Source organism: Bombella sp. ESL0385 (assembly GCF_009725755.1).
Classification (GTDB): Bacteria; Pseudomonadota; Alphaproteobacteria; order Acetobacterales; family Acetobacteraceae; genus Bombella; species Bombella pollinis.
The window spans coordinates 392163-414080 of the sequence record NZ_WNIJ01000001.1 but is presented as its reverse complement, the minus strand read 5'-3'; the positions used below and the strand labels follow the sequence as shown (position 1 = coordinate 414080).

Annotated in this window: 27 protein-coding genes; 15 read left to right on the top strand and 12 right to left on the bottom strand. The window is 50.5% G+C overall.

Going from position 1 to position 21918, the window contains the following annotated elements:
* Positions 1 to 6: 6 nt before the first annotated feature.
* The 10 genes from GM557_RS01935 (at position 7) to GM557_RS01890 (ending at position 4444) form a co-directional block, all read left to right on the top strand.
* A complete protein-coding gene (locus tag GM557_RS01935) occupies positions 7 to 240 on the top strand; it encodes a hypothetical protein (protein ID WP_155572731.1) in 234 nt (77 codons plus the stop codon).
* Positions 240 to 494, top strand: coding sequence for a hypothetical protein (locus GM557_RS01930; RefSeq protein WP_230880574.1), 255 nt, complete (start codon positions 240 to 242; stop codon positions 492 to 494). The genes GM557_RS01935 and GM557_RS01930 overlap by 1 nt, the downstream gene beginning before the upstream one ends.
* Before the next feature lie 67 nt (positions 495 to 561).
* A complete protein-coding gene (locus tag GM557_RS01925; protein ID WP_099027549.1) occupies positions 562 to 864 on the top strand; it encodes a hypothetical protein in 303 nt (100 codons plus the stop codon).
* A gap of 1 nt (position 865) precedes the next feature.
* On the top strand, positions 866 to 1279 hold the full coding sequence (locus tag GM557_RS01920; RefSeq protein ID WP_155572730.1) for a structural protein P5: 414 nt from the start codon (positions 866 to 868) through the stop codon (positions 1277 to 1279).
* Positions 1276 to 1704, top strand: coding sequence for a hypothetical protein (locus tag GM557_RS01915; protein ID WP_155572729.1), 429 nt, complete (start codon positions 1276 to 1278; stop codon positions 1702 to 1704). Before GM557_RS01920 ends, GM557_RS01915 begins: the two co-directional genes overlap by 4 nt.
* Positions 1701 to 2717, top strand: a complete 1017-nt coding sequence (locus GM557_RS01910) for a phage tail protein (RefSeq protein WP_155572728.1) — start codon at positions 1701 to 1703, stop codon at positions 2715 to 2717. Before GM557_RS01915 ends, GM557_RS01910 begins: the two co-directional genes overlap by 4 nt.
* Complete coding sequence (locus tag GM557_RS01905; protein ID WP_155572727.1) at positions 2714 to 3322, top strand: hypothetical protein; 609 nt, start codon at positions 2714 to 2716, stop codon at positions 3320 to 3322. The genes GM557_RS01910 and GM557_RS01905 overlap by 4 nt, the downstream gene beginning before the upstream one ends.
* Positions 3323 to 3376: 54 nt before the next feature.
* Positions 3377 to 3613 (top strand): hypothetical protein, encoded by a 237-nt coding sequence (locus GM557_RS01900; RefSeq protein ID WP_155572726.1) that lies wholly within the window; start codon positions 3377 to 3379, stop codon positions 3611 to 3613.
* A 48-nt stretch (positions 3614 to 3661) separates the two neighbouring features.
* The gene (locus GM557_RS01895; protein ID WP_155572725.1) at positions 3662 to 3970 is read left to right on the top strand and encodes a hypothetical protein; all 309 of its coding nucleotides are present in this window, start codon (positions 3662 to 3664) and stop codon (positions 3968 to 3970) included.
* Positions 3971 to 4102: 132 nt separating this feature from the next.
* Positions 4103 to 4444 carry a YnfA family protein gene (locus GM557_RS01890; RefSeq protein ID WP_155572724.1) on the top strand — a complete coding sequence of 114 codons (342 nt, stop codon included), beginning with the start codon at positions 4103 to 4105 and terminating at the stop codon, positions 4442 to 4444.
* Between the two features lie 12 nt (positions 4445 to 4456).
* Here GM557_RS01890 and GM557_RS01885 read toward each other — a convergent pair whose 3' ends face one another.
* The 5 genes from GM557_RS01885 to GM557_RS01865 all read right to left on the bottom strand — a co-directional run bounded on the left by GM557_RS01885 (position 4457) and on the right by GM557_RS01865 (position 7103).
* The gene (locus tag GM557_RS01885; RefSeq protein WP_266137216.1) at positions 4457 to 5074 is read right to left on the bottom strand and encodes a trimeric intracellular cation channel family protein; all 618 of its coding nucleotides are present in this window, start codon (positions 5072 to 5074) and stop codon (positions 4457 to 4459) included.
* A 36-nt stretch (positions 5075 to 5110) separates the two neighbouring features.
* On the bottom strand, positions 5111 to 5551 hold the full coding sequence (locus GM557_RS01880) for a hypothetical protein (protein WP_155572723.1): 441 nt from the start codon (positions 5549 to 5551) through the stop codon (positions 5111 to 5113).
* Positions 5552 to 5614: 63 nt separating this feature from the next.
* Positions 5615 to 6001 (bottom strand): hypothetical protein, encoded by a 387-nt coding sequence (locus tag GM557_RS01875; protein WP_155572722.1) that lies wholly within the window; start codon positions 5999 to 6001, stop codon positions 5615 to 5617.
* A 22-nt stretch (positions 6002 to 6023) separates the two neighbouring features.
* Positions 6024 to 6482, bottom strand: coding sequence for a hypothetical protein (locus GM557_RS01870; protein ID WP_155572721.1), 459 nt, complete (start codon positions 6480 to 6482; stop codon positions 6024 to 6026).
* A 108-nt stretch (positions 6483 to 6590) separates the two neighbouring features.
* Complete coding sequence (locus tag GM557_RS01865) at positions 6591 to 7103, bottom strand: GNAT family N-acetyltransferase (RefSeq protein WP_155572720.1); 513 nt, start codon at positions 7101 to 7103, stop codon at positions 6591 to 6593.
* A gap of 253 nt (positions 7104 to 7356) precedes the next feature.
* On the opposite strand from GM557_RS01865, the gene GM557_RS01860 reads away from it, so the two are divergent.
* Positions 7357 to 7656 carry a hypothetical protein gene (locus tag GM557_RS01860; RefSeq protein ID WP_155572719.1) on the top strand — a complete coding sequence of 100 codons (300 nt, stop codon included), beginning with the start codon at positions 7357 to 7359 and terminating at the stop codon, positions 7654 to 7656.
* Positions 7653 to 9533: a PepSY domain-containing protein gene (locus tag GM557_RS01855; protein ID WP_155572718.1), complete on the top strand. Its 1881-nt coding sequence runs from the start codon at positions 7653 to 7655 to the stop codon at positions 9531 to 9533. Before GM557_RS01860 ends, GM557_RS01855 begins: the two co-directional genes overlap by 4 nt.
* On the opposite strand, the gene GM557_RS01850 is transcribed toward GM557_RS01855, so the two are convergent.
* Entirely contained in the window at positions 9469 to 10596 is a 1128-nt protein-coding gene (locus tag GM557_RS01850; RefSeq protein ID WP_155572717.1) for an AI-2E family transporter, read from the bottom strand. The two genes, GM557_RS01855 and GM557_RS01850, sit on opposite strands and share 65 nt — an antisense overlap.
* A 178-nt stretch (positions 10597 to 10774) precedes the next feature.
* Between GM557_RS01850 and GM557_RS01845 the strand changes: the two genes are divergently transcribed.
* A complete protein-coding gene (locus GM557_RS01845) occupies positions 10775 to 10939 on the top strand; it encodes a hypothetical protein (RefSeq protein WP_155572716.1) in 165 nt (54 codons plus the stop codon).
* 59 nt (positions 10940 to 10998) lie between these two features.
* Here GM557_RS01845 and GM557_RS01840 read toward each other — a convergent pair whose 3' ends face one another.
* The 6 genes from GM557_RS01840 to GM557_RS01815 form a co-directional block, all read right to left on the bottom strand.
* A complete protein-coding gene (locus GM557_RS01840; protein WP_155572715.1) occupies positions 10999 to 13386 on the bottom strand; it encodes a mechanosensitive ion channel family protein in 2388 nt (795 codons plus the stop codon).
* A gap of 94 nt (positions 13387 to 13480) precedes the next feature.
* Positions 13481 to 14632, bottom strand: coding sequence for a glycerate kinase (locus GM557_RS01835; RefSeq protein ID WP_155572714.1), 1152 nt, complete (start codon positions 14630 to 14632; stop codon positions 13481 to 13483).
* A 57-nt stretch (positions 14633 to 14689) separates the two neighbouring features.
* The gene (locus GM557_RS01830) at positions 14690 to 15436 is read right to left on the bottom strand and encodes an epoxyqueuosine reductase QueH (protein WP_230880573.1); all 747 of its coding nucleotides are present in this window, start codon (positions 15434 to 15436) and stop codon (positions 14690 to 14692) included.
* A gap of 100 nt (positions 15437 to 15536) precedes the next feature.
* On the bottom strand, positions 15537 to 16712 hold the full coding sequence (gene nhaA, locus GM557_RS01825; protein ID WP_230880572.1) for a Na+/H+ antiporter NhaA: 1176 nt from the start codon (positions 16710 to 16712) through the stop codon (positions 15537 to 15539).
* A gap of 51 nt (positions 16713 to 16763) precedes the next feature.
* Positions 16764 to 17609: a transporter gene (locus GM557_RS01820; protein WP_230880571.1), complete on the bottom strand. Its 846-nt coding sequence runs from the start codon at positions 17607 to 17609 to the stop codon at positions 16764 to 16766.
* Positions 17610 to 17810: 201 nt separating this feature from the next.
* Positions 17811 to 19166 (bottom strand): cytosine permease, encoded by a 1356-nt coding sequence (locus GM557_RS01815; RefSeq protein WP_155572712.1) that lies wholly within the window; start codon positions 19164 to 19166, stop codon positions 17811 to 17813.
* A 183-nt stretch (positions 19167 to 19349) separates the two neighbouring features.
* On the opposite strand from GM557_RS01815, the gene GM557_RS01810 reads away from it, so the two are divergent.
* The gene (locus GM557_RS01810; protein WP_230873228.1) at positions 19350 to 20873 is read left to right on the top strand and encodes a carbohydrate porin; all 1524 of its coding nucleotides are present in this window, start codon (positions 19350 to 19352) and stop codon (positions 20871 to 20873) included.
* Between the two features lie 123 nt (positions 20874 to 20996).
* On the top strand, positions 20997 to 21704 hold the full coding sequence (locus GM557_RS01805; protein WP_155572711.1) for a YfdX family protein: 708 nt from the start codon (positions 20997 to 20999) through the stop codon (positions 21702 to 21704).
* The last annotated feature ends 214 nt before the right edge of the window (positions 21705 to 21918 follow it).

Genomic DNA, 21918 nt, shown 5'->3' with positions numbered 1-21918 from the left:
ACCCCCATGAATCTCTACGCTGCCTGTAGCTTCCTGCTGGCGGTGCTGGGCTTTTTGGGCGGGTTGATTTGGTACGCTAACCGGGCGGGGCGTAATAGCGCGCGCGTGGATACAAGCCAGCGCACCACGGCCAACGCCAATGCGGCCACGCAGGCCGCACACGCCATGCTCAATGCCCGCACCAATGGCATCCGCACCGATAATCAGCTACTCGATACGCTGGATAAAGGAGCCTTCTAATGCCCAAGCGTGATTACGCCCCCGCTCTGGCAGTAGCAGCCCTCATCGCAGCAGTAGTATGCGCTCTGTTAGGCGGATGCGCAGCCCAACCCACATTGCGCCCGCTTTGCCCGCCCCTTGTAGCCTACACGCCCCAAGAACAAGCCGCTCTAGCGCGCGAGCTACGCACTCATCCCGACCTCACAGAAGTGCCGCTCTTCCTCACCGATTACGCAAATGAGCGCAAAGAGCTACGCGCGGCTTGCCCCCCATAAACACACCACCCTGCCAGACGATACAGACCGCCCTTCAAGGGCGGTTTTTTTATAGCAAGAGGATAAAATGACCGACCAACTCCCCACGGCCCCGCCCTATGCGCCGCTTAATGAGCGCGTGGCAGCGTTAGAGGCCGTACAGGCACGCCATGATGACGACATCACAAAGCTTAGCGACAAAATCGACAATCTCGCCCGTGAACAACGCGCAGGGATTGAGGCATTAAGCAACCAGATTGCCGCCACTATCTCCACACGCTCCCGCCTCATTACCGCCGCCATCACAGGCAGCGCGGCCTTTGGCGGTGGCGTAGCAGTGGGGCTGTATCAGCTTATTCATACGCTCAACCCTCATCTTTTCGGAGGGTAACATGACACCACGCGGCATCCGCAATAACAACCCCGGCAATCTCAACTTTGCCCACCAACCCGGCGCGGTGCTAGAGCCGGGGCCTAACGCGCGCTTTGCACGCTTCCCCACGCCAGAGGCAGGGCTTGAGGCTCTGCGTGACCAGCTTATTCGCTACATTCTGCGCTACCATATCGACACCGTAACGGGCATCATCAGCAAGTGGGCCCCCCCGACCGAGAATGACACCTCATCTTACATTGAGGGCGTGTCTCATGCGCTTGGCGTGGAGCCTGATGAGACGCTCGGACAACCCACGCCCCGCTTACTCTCTGGCCTCATGAACGCCATTATCCGCTTCGAAAACGGCCAGAACCCCTATGGTGGCTTGGTGCTTCAAGTGGCGTCAGACATGCAGAAGGACGTTATGACATGATGCCATGTTCGGCGCGCTCCCTTTACCCTTCTAAAGAGGCCATCATCCAAGGCTTCCCCAGCAAGAACCGTGGCGATGCGTTGGATTACAGCCTCTATCTTAGCCCGTTCTGCTGCGAACCGGGCGAGATGGTCATCCGCCTTACGGTGGATGTGCCGCAAGAGACAGGGCTGAAATTATTATGGTCCGCCCTCTCCAACACGCTCGCCACCATCGGGCTGCAAGGGGGAACCCCCGGCACACAGAGCATCACCATGACGCTCGAGACCAGCACAGGCCGCCGTTATGTCCGCACCTTACGCATCACCGTGTTGGATGATGCCGGGTCGGTCGATGCTGTGCAGGCCAGCCTTCCTCCGCCTGACCATGCGGCCATCCAGCCCGATAACCTCACCCTCCCTGATGGAAGGATTCTCACCCTATGACGAGCATGACCGTCAGCAATGAAGGCGGGCGCGTCCGCGTGCCGGACCTGCCAACCTTGAGCGCACCTCAGGCCGGGGACCGCGTGCTTGGCCTCCAAGGCAGCGTGGTCGGGCTGTTCCCCGCTAGCTCTCTGGGCGGGGGCAACATAGCAGCTCCAGACCTCTCCGCTTACGCCAAAAAGAGCGACCTCCCCGATATATCCGGCCTTGTTACATCCCAACAGCTCGCCCAACATATAACGCAGGCGATTGAGGGGATTCAGCTTCCCTCCATTGAGGGATTAGCTAAACAAGCCGACTTAACCACCGAGGCAACCGCACGCCAGGCCGCTGATACTGCTCTTGAGCAACGCATCAATCAGGTGAGTGCCACTATCCCGGCTCCCCCGGACCTTTCAGGCTACGCAAAGCAAACCGACCTCACAACCGAGACCACCGCGCGGGAGCAGGCAGATACCGCCCTGACCCAGCGCATGAGCAGCGTGGAGCAGAAACTTGCTGAACCTCCTGCGCCCTCCACTGGTGGCCTTGCTGCGGGGGTTATCGCCTATTTTGCTGGCACAAGCCCACCGGAGAACTGGCGCGTGCGTGATGGCTCATCCTTTCCGATGGACGTCTATCCCGAGCTTGCTAAAATCTACCCAAGCGGCTTCCTCCCCAATGATTGCGGGCTCTTCATCCGCGGGTACGACCCTAGCGGTTATAACGACCCAGACGGCCCAACGCGCGGCTTTGCCTCTTATCAGGAAGGCTCCGCCGCCGCTGGCACCTCCACCATTGGGGGCCGGGTGGGCATCCCGGTATTCTTCTCCGGCGACTTCCGAGCAGCCGGGTTAGAGCAACCAGCCGCTGGCCATTACCCCAGCAAACCGGGTGTCTCTAACCCTTTCCAAAGCAGCTTCTTCGATATTCACACCCCCGCCCCAGATAACGCATGGGCGCAGGTGGCTGTGACGCGGCCTAAAAACCGCAATTACTTACCCATCATCTATGCAGGATTACCCGTTAAATGACAAACGATACCAACAAGCCCCAACCACGCGCTAGCTTCGGTGATGACGGCTTCACCGTAAATAGCGGCTATATTACACTCTATGCCTTCGACCCTTATACCGGCGTCTATAAAGGCTCATGGGAAGGCTGGGTGCAAATCTACTCTACCGAGCCCGCTGGCAGCACACGCTTTGCTCCCCCTACAGCGAATGACGGCCAAGTCGCTGTGTTCGATAACGTCAATAAGAAATGGAATGTGCTGGAGAGCCATATCGGCCAGACCGTATGGCGCAAGGCCGATGCGAATGCCTTCCAAATCTCCAAGCCGGGGCCGCTGCCAGCGGATGTTGTCACAGTCGCTCCACCAGCCCTTTACGGCCATTGGGATGACAGCACGCAACAATGGGTTGTCGATAAAGCCGCCGTTGCTAATGCACTCAAGCAGCAAGCTTTATCCGTACTAAGCGTCGCACGGATGCAGATTTACAATAATTACGGCATCTTCAATGAGGATACGCCTGATGATTGTGTCGCTTACATCCGCGCCCTAACGGCCATCGCCAAGGGTAAGGATACGACCAGCACAGCCTTACCAGAGGCCCCAGCTGACCTTAACCCATCCTGACCATAAAAAGGGCCGCTCCGTATAGGGGCGGCCTTTTCATCATTGGAGGATTGTGTGGATTTCTCATCCATCCTCTCTGCTCTGCCCAATAGCGTGCAGGGCTATGCGGCGTTACTCATCATCGTATGCGCCGCACTTTCTACCATCATCCGCCCACCCGCTGCGGGGTCGCGTTGGACGGTCCCATACCGGCTGATGAACATCCTTGCCTTCAACATAGGCTGGGCGACCAACCACCTACCCAACAATCGGGCCAATAGCAGCAATGCACGGGACTCCCCGCCGCATTGACTGAACCCTCACCAACCATCACTCACTAGAATTGAACAGGAGCCTATCATGGCCGACACAACCCCCTCCCTCTCCGCCCTCATCGCCGCTGGTGAGAGCGTGTTCACCGCAGCAACAGGCAAAAGCTCCGCGAATGTGGATAAAGTCACGGCGGGAATCTCCTCCGTCGCAGACGGCTTGCTCCCGACTGTAGAAAACAAGGTCAAATTCGACCTCGCCAAGGTCATCGCAGGCGCAACCGCTATCCTCACCGGCACGGCCCTAGTGCTAGCCGGCCTGAAAAAACGCCCAGAAGCCACGGCGTCCACCGTCTCCAACCCCACAACAGTGCCTAGCTCCAACAACGTCCCCCGCTAAATAGCTCCCACCTCCGCACTGGGCAAACACCGTAGCGTCCAGTGCGGGCTTCCACGTCCATGATAGCAATCTTTTTACAAAGAAGGTATCTACATAATAAACCTCCTCATCCTTATTGGTTATGTCTCTTTTATGCCTCTCCTGTTCAGCTCTATATTGCTCTATAGCCTCACAGCCTGTGCTGAAATCGCTGGATGTTTTTCATTTTGGGCATGGATTAAACTTCATAAAAACCCCCTATGGCTCATTCCCGGCAGCCTCTCCTTGAGTCTCTTTGCTTTTCTACTAACATTGAGCCCTTCCGACCATGCTGGACGTGCTTACGCACTTTATGGCGGAATCTATATTGTTATAAGCCTAGTTTGGAGCTGGCTCATAGAGCATACAATACCCGACATATGGGATATCGCCGGTGCAAGCCTCTGTCTAAGCGGTGCTACTATTATCTTATGCGCCCCCCATAACCACACCTAGGCGCAATCTCCTCTAAGACCGATATGTAAAGCGAGGTAATGTCCAATTATATCGAATAGATAATAACCGAAATGTAATACCAAATATCATAGCTATAATAAGTTCAATATTTTTATTATCTATATAATGAGAGCATAACAAAAAGACAATAGCCGTACTTACCGACACCGTCCCATATAATTCAGAACGAAACAAAAGCGGGACATCGTTACATAATATATCCCGCAAAACACCCCCCATACATCCCGTAATCATACCAGATATAACTACACATATAAGCGACAAATGCCCTACTATTGCTATCTGGCACCCAATTACTGTAAAAACAACCAATCCAATCGCATCGAGAAATAAAAATAACTTACGCAATTTATGCATATGTCGTGCAACAACAATAGTCGCTAAAGCTGCAAAACCTGTTATTAAAGAATAACTTGGATGCCGCACCCATGACAATGGATAATGATTTAGCAATACATCCCGAATAGACCCACCCCCTAAGGCCGTTACCCAGCCCAAAAGAAAAACGCCCACAAGGTCCATCTCTAATTTTCCAGCCAAAAGGGCAGCGGTCATAGCTTCGGCAATTATCGCGATGATATATAATATAGTGTACAGATCAAACGTCACGCTGCTGCCTTCATGCTACGTTTAGGTCTCTATATCTCAACGCGTAATCAAGCGGCCATAATTTGCAAAAAGAACATGGGCATCATCTTCACCAAAAGGCATATTCTTCTTCACACATAGAAGAAACCGATTCATAAACCGCATAGATGCCAACGTATCATTGGCAGAATTACCATTAAACTGCACCATCAAACGGTTAAAATCAGCATCTACAGAATAATAACGCTCCGATGAGAAACGGTCACATAGCTCATGGAACTCCCTTTCCATGGAACTAACCATCTGTTTATAAAATTGATGCGATGCCTCAATCTCACAATAAAATGCCTCGTGCCGTGGGGTTACTTTAGGGTTCCCCTTCGGAAAAGGCGTCAAATCCTGTGAAAAAAGCTCATGTTTGGAGAGACGACCAATCTTTTTACCAAGTTGGCGGACCTCATCCTCATAACCGAGCAAACTATATACTGAATCCGTCATAACACCCCTCCCGCAAACATATTATGCTGCCCATACCATAATTCGGTACTAACACGCATAAGATTATTCCCCCTTACGAGGATGATTTAATGCCCAACAACGCGATGTTACCACGGTTTGATCCGTCTCAACATTCGGCATCGTCAACGCACATATAGCATGAAGACGCGCCTCCATAGGGCCTTCTTTTCGCGCTAAAACCACTATCTCCTCTCCACCTGCTTCATGGGCGGATATAATCGTGTAATGCTGATCCAACAAAGCCTCTAACGATACATCAATAGGCTGAAAATAAGTTGGAATGGCCAAAGGACTATACGGAGCCTTCACACCCGATTCCGGGAATGAAAGTGCGCCCGCCACCGCGATATTCCCCATATAAAAAAAACTTATCGCCCCAACTACCAGCCCTTCCAAAAAGCCCGATCGCCCTTTTAGCCACATCCTCATCCAGCCACACCTTCCTTTGTCTTCAGAACCCTGCTGCAATGGCATGAATCTGCATCGTTCCCGTAAAATAACGGTTCGCTGGGAGGGGTGTTACGGCCTGACCGTCTTGCAGTTTCACCACCCCTTTTACGCGTGTAAAAATAGAGACCGTATGATTATTCGCTACACGGTTTAATGACGCCGAGACAGTATAACTCATCGTACCATTATCATACCCACCATGCGGGCCGGGACGTAAACGAACTTGCATCCGATATTGTCCCAAGCGGTAAGCATTATGCCCAATTTCAACCGTCTTCTGGACTTGCCCACGGCGGATATTCGGCCCTAGATTCGTTTTTAGCACATCGGTAGGGGCTTGGTCCTTCCCCACCACCAAAGTTGTTGGAGCCAGCTGCGCTTGCACCTCATAAACACGGTCCAAGCCTTCAGCCCATGCAGGCGTTGCAAGAGCCATACCCCCAACTAGTAAAGCCATCATGGACCATGCACGGCTCCATATTACCCCATCCCTCTTACAACCCAACATGGTGTTTCTCCTCATATTTTCATTCTGATACAAGAACAAAAAACTGCTATTATAGCAAGTTCATTTTGGCAAAGGACATCCCTCAAATGTGACTTGCATGAAGGTCAAATCCAACCACCGCCCGAACTTACACCCTACCTGAGGGCACTCCCCCACTTTTTGGAAGCCTAATTGCTCATGTAGGCGTAATGACCCTACATTCCCCGATTCAATACCCGCAATCATAACGTGATACCCTCGCTCACGCGCAGCCTCCATCAAAGCGTGCATAAGAGCTTTCCCGACCCCCTTACGTTGTGCAGCTTTATGCACATAGACGGAATGTTCTACCGTATATTTATAGCCATCCCACGCACGCCACGGCCCAAAAGTGGCATAACCATTCACCACGCCATCATCATCCACACTCACCAAGACTGGCAAATCCGCTTCATCATGAGCCTTTAACCATGCTGCCCTATTCGCTACATCCACAACGCGATCGTTCCATATCGCTGTCGTTGTCCTCACAGCGTGATTATAAATCTCCGTAATAATGGGAAGATCATCCTCTATGGCGTGACGAATATCCATTATGCCCTCCACTCCCCTCTAAAACTGTCTCAGTTTATGCTGCTTTTACCTATGAGGGTAGAACATATCTTATGACCTCTCATAGAAACTTGATAAATCCCTTCGCACCCTCACAAGAAGGATATGATTATCAGAACAATTTATATCCTGCATTAATAATACAGGTTTGACGCCTTGCACTGATTCCCCATAAAATCCCCTCACAGATAACCATGGTCTTGCATAACAAAGACATAATACGGGGAGAAAGAGAGTGCCATTCATTGATACGACTTTCAGCCTCTTTGCAGGTGGCTTAGGTCTCGGCAGTTTCTCCGCTATTCTATTATGGCTTCAACTCCCCGGTCAGACGCCTCAAATATCTTACCTCAACCCCACGTTAGCCAAGGGTTTGCTGGGCGTAACGGCCCTGCTTGCATGGAGCCTTTGGGCCTATATTTTCGGCCCGATTGGTGCATTCTTCTGCCTCGGTGGCCTGACTATGGCCCTCTTATGCCTACTCCCCATTTGCTGGGCTATTCTTGACACCTATCGCTCATCGCTCTCCTCATGACGACGCCTAACACTCCTTTATGGCGGCGTATCACCATCGGGATAGCATGTTGCACCTTCATCATAGGAGGGAGCATCCCTATAGCAACATGGTTGAACATCCCTCATCATTATGATGTCACTGGTAGCTCCCTATTTCTCCTCAGCAGCTGCTTTATCGCCCTTATGGGCCTTACAGCCCTCATTGGCACTGGGGTAGGGCGTAATATCCATCGTATCGCGCGCCGTTATCAAACACTCCATGGATGGATTGGCATTACCACAGGCAGCCTCTTAGCAATGGGGTTCCTTGCTGGAGCTCTTACATTATTTGCAGCCCCATTACAGCAATGGAGCATAGCCCGCCTACCTCCTCCCTCACCTCTTGAAACATCTCTCTTACCTCTTGATAAGACGACATTAGATACATTAGGGGTGCACACCCCCTTACAATATCGCATCACATTAACCAGCCCTACCACAGCGCAGCTAAGCCTCCCCCTTGCACCAGAACTCCCCTTAGCTTTACCAGCTGCTCAGATTCTTATACATCAAACCTCCCCTCACACTTCCTCCCTTTATTATCTTGCCCCTACACCAGCCCCTAGCTTTATTGGTGGGTTACATCGCCGCATGGGGCTCCCGCTACCAGAGCCTTGGGCGATGCCCATTATAGGGATTATATGCCTCTTTTATGGGCTGGCACTGCTATCAGGCGTCATTTTACTACTACCCGGCATGTGGCGTAACCTTATGACCGTTCGCTTACACGGGCGCGCAAGACGGCGTTGGCTGGACTTACATAGCTTACTCGGCCTTTGCTCCATGCCATTTCACCTCATTATCGCTTTGACAACGGCCCTCTTTGCCTTCTTCCCACTCTTTTGCAGTATCTCTGACACTCATATCGTTTCGGAATCAAAACAAAATACCCACTCCCTCATCTCACCGGAGAGCGTTCTAACGCAGCTCCATACTCATGCCCCTCATTTTCAACCTTACCGCTTAGACTATATTCTCTCCCCTATCACCGCCGATACATTAGCTGCACGTGTCATGCTCCATGCCCCGCTCTATAGCCCTAACCCTCTCTCATCTAAGCCTCTACAAACTTATCCTTTCTTATTTGTACAGGGTATAGATACTTACAACCCAATGATTGGTCGGGATCGTGCCTCCATCACACTGAACCCTTATACGGGGAGCGTTTTGGAGGAGACGAACTTATCCTCCCACCAAAGCCTTGCACGACGTTTGCTCACATGGTGCCTTGCTTTACATTTTGGAAGTTTCGGGGGCGAGTTTGTTCGATGGCTCTATATTATATTAGCTCTCTGCGGTGTGGGGTTCTTCCATACGGCCAATCAGCTATGGCTTAATACACATCGCAAAACCATAAAGAAAAAAAGCAGCCGACTTGAATCATCAATGACATTATGGCTTGACCGCATAACAGAGGGAAGCCTCATGGGGTGTTTACTTGGCTTATGTGGGGTTATCGCCCTTAGCCCCCTGACCACTCACCTCATCCCCCTTGGGAATATTACAAAAATGGCCAGCTTACCCTCTATAGCCCAAACATCTATGATGCGGCTTTATCAGCATATCACACTATTTTATTATACTTGTTTTGCTCTAAGTATTCTAAGTTGTGCTACTTTCCCACGCTATATCTACCGCGTTCTTATACTCATCTTATCAGCTAGCTTCCTGACCACAGCCCTTACCATCGTAACGCTACGCCACACGGCCATGCAAAACACAGCAACATGCAGTCTAACGCTAGCCCTCGCCCTAGCGACCATAAGCCTCTGGGCGAGTGCAGGCTTTATCCTTACAAAGAGGATGTCTTTTCTGCCTCATCTTTCGGTGAAAGACCCACCCACTCCTGAAGCATAAATTCAACAAGATAGAGCAGGGTCGGACCAACAAAGACACCAGCAAAGCCTAATGTAGCAATACCACCAAAGGCCCCAAACATAATAGTGATGACCGAAATCCTCACATAACGACGAATGACCAAAGCTTGTAAAAAATTGTCATTCGCTACGGCAATCAACGCAAAGACCAATAAAATCAGCGCGTGAGACAAAGGAGCTGTAAAATAAAGCCAAATCGTACTAACAAATAATACCCACGCACCACCAAATTGTAAGACGCATGATATAAACATCACCGCCGCAATAACGCTACCCATCGGCATACCAGCCAGCATAAGGCCAAGCCAACCAAAAAGAGATTCCACAATGGCGGTTAAGGTTACCCCTAACGCAACACCACGCATTGTGATTTCTGCACGTTTTAGAAAATGACGACCCGCCTCTCCTGCCAAGCGCACGCTGATACGCTCTAGCACATCAATCAACTTTTCTGCATGGAGGAGGATAATCACCATAGCGATCAATGTCAGGCCAAACTCCACCAAAAGAGACCCAAAACTTCCCGCCGAAGAAAGGACCATGCTTATCAGCGTCTCAGGAGGAGGGATAATCTGCTTCAGCAAACTTGGCAGACTATTTTCACGCAGATGGTCCCACAGAGGTACAATATGACTTCCCAGATGCGGGATATGGCCCACCCACGCGGGAACCGCTGGTAACTGCCATGACGGTAATATAGAAATTAAGTGCGAAACATCCTTAACATGTTGCGCAAAAATGAGAGCGATTAGCGCAACGGGCATAAAAAAGACAATCAAGGCGGCTAAGGCTGTGCAAAATACAGCGGCAACACGACTACCAAATAACAGCTTGTGCAATTTTAGCACAAAAGGCCAGAACGTCACCGAGATAGTAATGGCCCCTAATATAGGCAGTAAGAAAGGCTTGAGCACCCATAAAGCCGCCAACAGCAACGTCCCCACCGCAAGGGCCGTCAAAACAGGCTTCAGCTGCCCCTCTGCTTGCTGACCTTGGAAGTTGGCCTCTGGCTGCGTAAAAAAAGACTTTAACCGCGTTATCATACCCTGTCCTTAACCGTGTGCTCCATTATACCATCCCACTATTTCTTTACCAGAGCTTTACTTTTCTTCTTAACAAAGCGTGACCTAGCGTTATAAAACCTGCTAAATGCTCCCAGGGCAGCCAACAGTGCTGTGTGGTTGCTATCATCGCCAGTTTATATGGAAGGAACAAACCGTTATGGCACAAAACGATGTAAACCCCGTTCGTAACATGACACGCGAAGACCTCATCTTTGCTCTTGTACAAGATGTTGTACGGATTGAGGGACCTAACACACAAATCGACCGGGCTTACCTAACAAAGCTCGTTTCCGAAATTGCACGCTCTGTTGACGGCAAATAAGCCTAGAACGGCTCTATAAAGCCGGGGCCCTTTTATAAGGCTCCGGCTTTTATAAGCTTTTACGAAGGCAGAATAAGAGAAATACCCTCACTGTTAAAGCGGTTCATCAAAGCCCCCATCACCGCTGTCGTTACCGCGTCACTACTCGTACCGCGAGCTATATAAACAGACAGTGTAGCTCCGATTGTCTCCCCTGCACTAGGATCAAGCAACGTTTGCGGGGCAGGGTCACGCAGAATGTTCGGTTGCTCATTAGCCACCTGCATGAAAATCTCCTGTATTTTATCCAGACTAACATTAGACGGCACAGCAACAACGAGCTTCACCTTCACAGGGTTTTGCCCAGCACTCCAATTTTGCACGTTGGAGGTAATAAATTGAGAGTTCGGCATAATCACTGTGGTCCCATCGCTCAGGCGGATATCCGTTGCCCGAACATTCACACGCTGAATAACACCTGTAGTCCCACTAATGCTAATTTTATCGCCCGCTTGTGCAGGCCGCTCAGCTAGCAAAATCAACCCAGAGATAAAGTCCTTCACGATGGATTGTAGGCCAAAACCCACACCGACCGATAACGCACTCACCACCCATGTTAGATTCTGAACAGAAATCCCCATCATGGATAACAACTTCAACCCTGCCACAATCCATAATGTATATGTCATGATGCTTAGAATAGATGTCCGCGCACCATTATCTAATGACGTTACGGGAAACAGGCGATTATTTAACCATTGTTGGAGAAACTTAATGCCATAAAATACGCCTATTATCAGCAGGGCGGCATTTACCAACATCCGTGGTGAAAAAGAAATCCCAAAAAAGATGTCTCCCGCAAAAATCTGTTGCAAACCGTCCCATGCACCACCAAAAGAGGCCCCATTTCTCCCCTGCAATAAGGCTACAAAAACCATCACCAACCCCAGACCAACAAGGGCCGTGCTGATAACCTCCACCTGTGCAAGACGGCGTGCGCTTAGGCCAAGCTCATTCCAAATACGCCCTAAATGACTTTGAGCCGAAAACACAAATTGCGCACAATCCCGCCATGCCTGCATGAGCAACATAACAATACCAGCAGCATAAAGCAGGGTCAGCACCCAGTCATTCAACAAAAAGGCAAAAGGAATATAACCACTTAATACAGCTAGGCCCGTTACTAATAATAACAATGCTGAAACACCATGAAGCGGCAAATATTGGATTAACATTGCACCAATATCCTGAGCCATTCCCCCACCTAGCTCACTTATATCCTCACCGGCATGTTGCTGACGATTTTTCTCCACACGGCAAGGCACATAAAGAAAAATCGCTGATGAAAGAGCCAAAACGCCGCCCAATATGGCATCCAACCCCGGCCCAAGGCTTTTATTCAGCTCGGCTGTTCGTAACGCCCCACAAAAGAGAACCCCTGTGCCTAATAATAAGCTGCAAAGAGGGCAAATCTTCCCGCGGAGTGAGCGTTTTAACGAAACGCCAGCTCCCATCACAAACCCAAACACCGGTAAAGATCGTGTTAAATACTGCCCCGATAAAAGAGGCATCCCATCCTCACTAAACGCAATAAACCCCCACCCTTGCCAAAGAAGCTCCGCTAAAAAAGCGCATAAAATACCGAGCACCACACTCCCTACGGCGCGTTGCGTGCGAATAGCAGCAACCCACCGCATCCGAGCCAATGTGGTATTCAGCATTTTACCTGTTAACCAGCGCACAGCCTCTGCAAAAACAGAAACAAGCCCTATAACCCCTAAAGCCCCAAGGACGATATTTAACTCATCCCGCGTAAGACCTTTAAAGGCGGCGTACCCCTCGGCCCCGATTGTTTGCCAAAAACCTAGACTTAATGGTGTTTCCACATGACGAACGAGCGCACCTTGCTGCACACGGCGGCGCAAACCATCTAGCTGGCCTTCCAACTGGCGCGTCTGCAAATCACACACTCGCATCCGCACTTGCAAAGACGCAATGCCTAATGATGTCTTCCGTGCTGCCCCGCGCTGACGCGTAATCGTTGCATCCTCACCATCTTCAGCCTTGGTGCCGAGCACCTGCAACAAAGATGTGATAGAACCCTCATAAAATTGAATCTGGGCTAAGCCATCCGTAACATGTTGCCGCACAACCTTAACTTGCGCGCTATAAGCATCCAGAGCATTCCCACTAAGAGGGGTTTTTGCACGAGACAACTCCTCCCCAATGCTCCGCAATGTTGCTTGGTCTTGCTCTAGCTGGAGCCGCAAAGCACTTGCAACATTATTCCACCCAAAATCTCCTTCAGGTGTACCAATAACTAAAGGCGAGGCGGTATTGGCAACGGCTTTATCGGCGTCCGCTGCTCCAATGGAGGAAGCTGCCTGTGCAGGAACAACCAGCACAAGAATAAGCCCACATAACGCCCATAACCGAGCTATAACAAGCGGGAGGGGAGAACGATTCATAAAATCACTTGCCACTAATACGCTGCGCTGCACAGCTTCTGACTATAAAGTTAACCTAGCAGGCTCTTTTACAAGAGTGAAGCGTTCAGACGTTCTATGAACATCTCTTCATCATCTGCCCCATCTTCAATATGATGGCTACATTCTCAGCAACCCGGCGGAGGGAGGATGGAGCTTCCTCCAACACCGTTGTTAAATCTGCTGGGTATGAGACCGTATCAAAAATGGCATCAATACCGACCTGATGGACAAGCTCTACATCCTTCCCAGTAGAGCCAACAATAGCAATCACCGGCTTGCCGAAGCGTTTTGCAATCTGCGCAACCCCCATAGGGGCCTTCCCATGAACTGTCTGCCCGTCCATTCGCCCCTCACCAGTGATGATGAGGTCCATCTCTGCAAAATGCTCGGCTAAATGCAGCTGCTCAGCAATAATCTCCACACCCGGCCGTAAGGTTACGTGTGTAAAAGCCAACAGCCCACCACCAAGGCCACCTGCTGCCCCCGCCCCAGATATATGAGCGATATTACGTCCAGATTGAGATGCTAAGAGCGTTGCATAATGTGTTAGGGCAGCCTCTAACTGTGCTACATCCCGTGGGGAGGCCCCTTTTTGTGGACCAAATATCGCCGAAGCCCCCTGCGGGCCTGTGAGAGGATTTGTAACGTCACAGGCTCCCTCCAGCGTGACATACGCTAATCGAGCATCCAAGCCAGAAGCATCTATCTGTGCGAGATGAGCCAAGGCAGCACCACCGGGAGGCAAATCACGCCCTCGCTCGTCTAACAATCTTACCCCCAGAGCCTGAGCAAACCCAGCCCCACCATCATTTGTAGCACTACCGCCTAACCCAATGATGATATGCTGGCAGCCATGATCCAACGCAGCACGCACCAACTCTCCCACGCCATAGGTTGTTGTCTGTAATGGTGCATACTCATCCGGTTTTAATAAAGGGAGGCCCGCCGCGGCGGCCATTTCGATCACGGCGGTGCGCCCATCCCCGCTCACGCCCCAAAAAGCAGAGACAGGCTTGCCCAATGGCCCTGTCACGCTGCATGCCATTATCTGCCCACCCGTCCCCTGGGCAAAAGCCTCCACTGTGCCTTCTCCACCATCTGCCATAGGGAGGCAAAGGTAATCAGCATGAGGGAAAATACGCGAAAATCCTGCTTTAATCTCCCGCGCGACCTCTAAGGTGGAAAGACTACCCTTAAAGGAATCACATACAATCGCAATCTTCATGCCAGCTCATCCCTTCAACCACATGCGCGGGATTATGAAACGTAAACGATGCAGCCCTTAATCATCCTCACCATAAAACTCCTCTCCCAAAACAATCGCCGGGCGACCTTTTGAGCGGCGGAAATTATTTGTATCCCGCAAAGAATAAGCACATCCACAATATTCTTGCTTATAAAAACGCTCGCGCTTGCTAATCTCAATCATCCGAGCAGAGCCGCCGCCTTTACGCCAATTAAAATCCCAATATTCTAACCCTTCATAGGGAGCTACAGCGCGCGCACCGCACTCATTAATCTGGGTCATATTCTTCCAACGAGAAATACCAAGGGAACTGGTCATAACAGGGAAGCCATGCTCATGCGCGTACAGTGCTGTACGCTCAAAGCGCATATCAAAACACATCGTACAGCGTATGCCTCGTTCTGGCTCCCACTCCATCCCTTTTGCACGCTCGAACCAATTATCTTTATCATAATCAGCATCAATAAACGGAATATTATGGGCATCTGCGAAGCGGATATTCTCATCTTTGCGTAAAAGATATTCCCGCTCTGGATGAATATTCGGATTATAAAAGAAGATGGTATAATCAATCCCGGATTCCGTCATGGCTTCCATCACTTCGCCAGAACACGGCGCACAGCAAGAATGTAGCAAGACCTTTTTTTGCCCACCGGGGGGCTGAAGTTGCTGACGGCCTGATGGTAATAGCTGAGGCCCCTTCCGGCGATTACGCCGCGCCGCATAGCCGCGTTTGGCCGCTGCTTCCTCCACCATCATGCTCTCCACTTCATTATCACTCATATGCTTTGCCATACTAAAGAATGGACCATGCTGTCGAGCAGCACTCTATGCTCCATGGTTTATTTTTTAGTCATCTCGTTACGATATGAAAACAAATCTCTTACTCAGAGACCGTAACGCCTGCTCGCAGCCATATCCAGCCCATCAAGGCCGCCATGAGAGAGCCGCTCAGAATACCAAGCTTTGCGGATAAGAGTAAATTAGACCCAGCAAATGAAAGGGAGGCCATAAAAAGACTAACGGTGAAGCCAATACCGCACAGCATAGATAAACCAAACACCATATACCATGATGTCTGGCGGGGCAGAGGGCTCAACCGGCAACGCACAGCTAGCCATGTTGCACTGAAAATGCCCGTTGTCTTACCCATAACCAACCCGACCGCTACAGCACAAACCAAACGTACATTTACCGCATGGAGAGGAAGGGTCAGTAACGGTATCCCCATAATCACAAAGCCAAATATAGGCAGAATCACCCATCTCACCCATGGTGTGACGTAATGCTCCATACGCTCTACAGGCGAGGGAAGCGTCTTCACTCGTGCAGGGAGGCACAAGCCTACAACAACGCCCGCTATGGTAGGATGCACCCCTGAGACCAACAAACACCCCCACAACAAACATCCCGCCACGCTATACGGCCAAAGAGCACTAATCCCACGCCTCCCCCAATAGACCAAGCATCCCACCAATACCGCACTAACGACTAAGGGCCCGCACCTTAACGTACCGCCATAAAATAATGCGATGATCAGAATCCCTAAAACATCATCAAAAATAGCAAGGGCCATGAGCCAAACACGCCCTCCCTCGGAAACATATCGTCCCAATGCCAATAAAATCGGCACCGTAAAAGCGGCATCCGTTGCTATCGGGATAGCCCAGCCTGCCTGCAAAGCAGGCTCTGACGCGGCAATTACTCTGTATAAAAGAGCGGGCACAACGACCCCACCGAGTGCGGAGACACATGGTAATAAGCACTGACGTAATTGCGATAAATGCCCGCTAACAAGCTCCTTTTTAAGCTCTAAAGTGATAAGCAGAAAAAATAATGTCATCGGGCCAAGCGTGATGGCTTCAATAACGCTAGGTAATGTGAGGGACCATGTGCGCCCGTTCCATCCGGTAATGTGCACATCCCCCATAGGGTGAGCCAATAATGCGTAGTTAGCCTGCCAAGGCGAGTTCGCCGCTATGAGGCCTGCAATCGCCATAAATAGCAAAAGGAACGGGCCAGCTATATCGGCTGTTCGCCACCATGCTTTCTGCATCATGCACATATACTTAACATTACGACATGAACCCTACCAACGCCCCTTATCAGGTTAATAATGAGAGAATATTTCCCCTTGGAATAAATAAGCTAACTTTAGATAATAAGCGTTTGTCTCCGCTATATTACGCCCTTCTACTGAATGGGAATAACGGGCTGTTATATTCCACGCGCTATTAATATTCCACATCAGCCCAACACCCAAAGCGACTTCACGGCTGCTTGTATTGGCTACATAATGCCGTAATGTATTATCGCGCAAGCCGGCATTATTCTGCCAATCCAACCCAAAGAATGGCTCCCAATGTGGGGAGGCCTTCCAGCTAAAGCGCAAATTGCTATGGAAGGCCGTTCCCGGATGATAGGAATGTTGGCCTTTATTATGCAACGTAGACGCCACAACCGCCCCTAAATCACCATCAAAGCCGAAATGCTTCCATTCATAATCGAACATAAAGCTTGAAAGATTGGACCAATAATTAGGGTTGAGGCGGTCCCGTGTCGCACTTGGGGTTTGCATAAAGGTCTGTATCCCGAAGGTGCTATGAGCGTTCGGCTTAAACCACACGGCAGGGCCGCTAATAGTTGGGCCTAACCCACCAAAATTAGTCCCATTGGCAAGCTGATAGCTCTCTGTCTGAATCACCTCATAAGCAAAGCCAATTTTAGGAATGGATTTAAACGTCCAGAAATGAACATATTTGCTCATCCCTGACCATGTATGAGCCCCTTGGCCGGAATGACGCGCCCCTTGGCCATCATAATGGAAGGTGGCCGCATTACCGTCCCCATACTGCACAAAGACATTAAACGGCTTAAAATCAACCGGTAGATCATATTCATGCGGGCCAATAACAGCAAATGTTATATCCGCAGCTTTCGCGCAAGACACCCGCATAATGGTTGATAGAAGGATGACCCCCCATACAACACTAAGCCACGGACGTGATACTCTCCCACACAGCACGCGGCTCCCCCTCATAAAGCGATACTCCGCTCACAGCGTCTCTCACTCTATAAAAGAAGTATCGCCCTCTTAACAAGATAGGCTAATCATAAATATAAATGTACCTTATCAGTCCTTATTAGCCTCTCAGATTTAGGCCTTGCGCTGAAGGTGACGTACAAACCTATAATAGGCCCCGCCTGTTACAACCAAACTAACAATCCAAGAGATATCCACGCCATGAAGCAAAGGCACTAGAGGACCCGTGTAAGGGCCTGTCTTCATAAAGGGAAGCTCAACAAAGACACCTAATACATAAACCGCCACGGCAAGACCATTAAACCGCCCGTAAGGCCCGCCATCAGCGGCAAAAAACGCGGCAACATCATATTGACCATCGCGCAATATATAGTAATCGCATAGATTAATCGACGTCCACGGTACGAGAACAGCCATAAGAATATCCAGAAAGGACGTATAGGCCTTTAGGAAATCCCCCATCATGCCGAGGCTCATTATCAGCGCGATGGCGAGCAAGAGAAAGGTCATCAATAACCGTCCCCCTAAACCAGAACGCCAAGCAGGGCGGAAGGTTTGCACAAGGGTTAGGCTGCATAATGCGCCGCAATACACACTCATCGCATTAGCAAGAGGGATGGCCAAAGCCAACACCAACACTACAAGATTACCCACCCGTCCACCAGCATGGGCCAAAGCCCCAGCAAGAGGAAGTGAGGGATAGCTTAAAGAGAGCAAACTCCCCAAGACCATAGGCAAAACAGCCCCGATAACAGTCCCCCCATAGGTTGCCCAAAATGCCCGCCGACCAGAACTTGCCTCATCCGGTAAATAACGTGATGAATCAGAGACATAAGGCGCGTAAGCTATCTGCCACAATGCTGAGACTGAAAAAGCCCCAAAAAAGCCCGCTAAGGAGCCATGCGTATCCGCCAGCAAACTACGCGAGAAACCACCAAGCCCGCAGCCAATCGCATATACAACCGCAATGATAGAGACCCAGCTCGCAAAACGAGAACATATGTGAATCGCACGATAGCCCATCACGCAAGGGACGAGCGTTAAGATAGCGACCAACCACACCCCTTTGCTCCCGCTAAAAACTGGAAGAACATGTGCTAGGGCTCCCCCCCCAACCACGCAGTTAGACGCCGCAAAACCAATATACATCAACACAACGAGCAAAATGATCGGCACTGACCCGTAAATGCCGAACTGCCCGCGACTTTGCACCATTTGAGGAACGCCAAGCCTAGGGCCTTGGGCTGCGTGGAGGGCCATAAAGATAGCCCCCACCATGTTGCCTAACAGCAACGCTAAAACAGACCAGAAAAATGAAAGCCCAAAAACAGCTGGGCCTAGAGCCCCTGTAACGACCGTTAGCAGCGTCATATTCGCGCTAAACCATACAGAAAAGAGGTCTGCCACCCGCCCATAACGGTGCGTGTGGGGGATGGGGTGAATCGTGTGGGTTTCCAAATGGGTCGTCATAGCTCACTTCTCCCACACTACTCATAATTTTGCCAGCTCTCTGCTGGCTAGATTTTCATAATTATGTCGCCATAACAAACAGATAAGCTTTGATCTTCCTGTTAAAATTCTTTAGCTCTTCAGAGAGCGTTTTATGTTAGTCATCAATGCCTAAACAGCGTCTTTACAATACCGGGAGCCTTCATGACGATGTATCCTTTACGCCTTAATGGCATGAAGCCCTCTCGCCCCTCACGCTCATATATCAAGCTTATAAAGCATATTGCATTATCTACTCTATGGGTAGGGTGTGCATGGCTCGCTGTCCCTTCTGCCAAGGCACAGGTTTTAGATGAGATTATCGGCAATGAGCCAATGCTCCGCGTGGATACGCCCTTGCCTGCCCGTGCTGACTATACAACCTCCGTCCCACCTTTTGCCCGGCCTGAAGCTTTGTTCCCGCGCGGGTTTGGCATGACTGACTGGCTCCGCAAACGGGGAATCGCCTTCCTCCTTGATAATACGAACGAATTTGCCGGGGCTATTACCCCCCCTACGAAGTCCTACCCCAACTCCCAGCATTTTGCCCGTTATAAGCAAGGGGCGAGTAATGCTGGGCAATATGCAGCCTCTGTTAATGTCAACTGGGAGCAGCTCATCGGCTTACGCGGCTTCTCCACCCATAGCATTATTGTAGGGCGGTACGGAACAACGGCAAACCGTATGTTCGGTGATTGGCTTAACCACGCCTCGGAAGATTATGGCGGGGGTGGTAACGTAGTAGTCCATCTCGTCATGGCCTATGGGGAGGAAACCCTGTTCGGGGGACGTCTCTCCATCGCAGCAGGGCGTATGTCTGAGATGTCAGACTTCCAGAACAGCCCGCTCTTTTGTAACTTCCAAAATGGTAGTATTTGCGGCCGTCCTAAAGCAGCAACAGATAGCAGCTTTACCAGTGGCTACCCCGCCGCTGTATGGGGGGGACGTATACGCGGCCGTCCGTCCCGCTTCCTCTATATGGAGCTTGGCCTCTATGCGGGGGAGAATGGGATTTATAAAAACGAGCAGCACCGTACGGGCTTTAAGTTTAATGGCGGGAATATCAATGGATTCCGCCTGCCTTATGAGATGGGATGGGAGCCCATCTTCGGCAAAAATCATCCCGGCCATTATAAAATTGGTGGCGTCTTAATGACGGCCCCTAATCCTGATAATTATTATGATGTTAATGGTCAGCCTTATGCCTTAACCCATCGCAGAGCAGATCTCCACCACGATGGTTATGGAGCTTGGTTTATGGCTGACCAGCATCTCCTGAACCATTATAAAGACAGCAAGCGCGGTATTACGGCACTTTGGGGCTTCCTCTATAACGATAAACGCATCGCCCTGCGTGAATGGGAGGCCTATGGAGGGGTCATCGATCGCGGGCTTATCCGCTCCCGCCCCTTTGATACGCTTGGCATCTCTTTTACTTATGAGAAAATTGCTCCCGGTGTACAAGCAACCGAAACAATGATGCTAGATAATGCACAATATAACCGTCTCCCTAATCATGCCACAGGTGTGCAACGTCATGCAGCGGTTTTGGAGGTCAACTACGCTATCCATGTTTATCGCGGCGTTATCTTCCAGCCTTTGATGGAATATTTCTTTCGCCCCAATGGGCAGGGTAATTTACGCGATGCCGCTTTGCTTGGTTTTAAAAGCCATGTTGAAATCTTTTAAAGCACAGCAAAAAACAACATAGCAGCTTCCCGGTTCCTTCCCTTGCACCTTTATAAGGCTTAGGCTCTCATGAGAGTGGTGATAAGGGGGGCTCCCCGACTATCTAATAGAAAGGATAATCACATGCAGTTTACCACGCTATCACGGGGTCTGACCCTCTCCGCTTTAGGAGTAAGCCTTCTGGCTGGGTCTGCTTTTGCCGCTGATGCAACAGCAGCACAGGACCATAAAAGCCTGCACAAAGAGCATGCTGAGGAACGCAAAGAGCATCGCGCTTTCCATCATCTCTCCGACCACGGGCAGAAGGCGATGGTGAAGATTGTGGATGCTCAGCATCTGCTCGCCGCAGGTCAAGATGAGAAGGCTATCCCTGCCCTCAACGCAGCCCTCTCCCATTTGGATTTAGCCGCTAAAGCGCGTGAGCAATTCACCGCAGCAGAGGCAGACTTGCACCCAGCCCCGCAGCATCCACTCCCCAAAAACCACACAGTGGCAGGCCCGACGGATTGGATTCCGGTTGGGGGTGAGGTCATCGCTACAACAGAGCTAGAGCCAGCCAAGAAAAGTGCCATTGCTACGGCAAATGCTCAGCTTAAAGCTGGCCAGACCGACCAAGCCGCCCAAACGCTACAAATTGTTGGGCAGGATATTGACTTTGTCATCGCCCTGGCACCGCTCTCCCAGCTTCAAGGTTATGTCAATCGCGCGCTTATTTTTGCCCAAGGCCATCACCCTGAAGCGGCAGCTGTGGCTTTAAATGATGCGATTGATAGCCTTGTCTTCGTCTCCGAGACTGTGGTGACAGAAGCAACAACAGCCACTCAGAAGTAAAACGCTCTTTCCTCTATGGGGATACTCATCCCTATGAGTTCTTTACTAAAAAACCGGCACTCTCGTCGTGCCGGTTTTTTTTATAGTCCCCTAAATCATCCCCATAAGGCATATCCATACTACCCTCATTTGGGGATAATCCTACTCATTTCTTAACAAGAAGGGCGGTTTTCTGCGCCGTAGGCCTGTGGAAAACCTTGTGCACAAACTTACT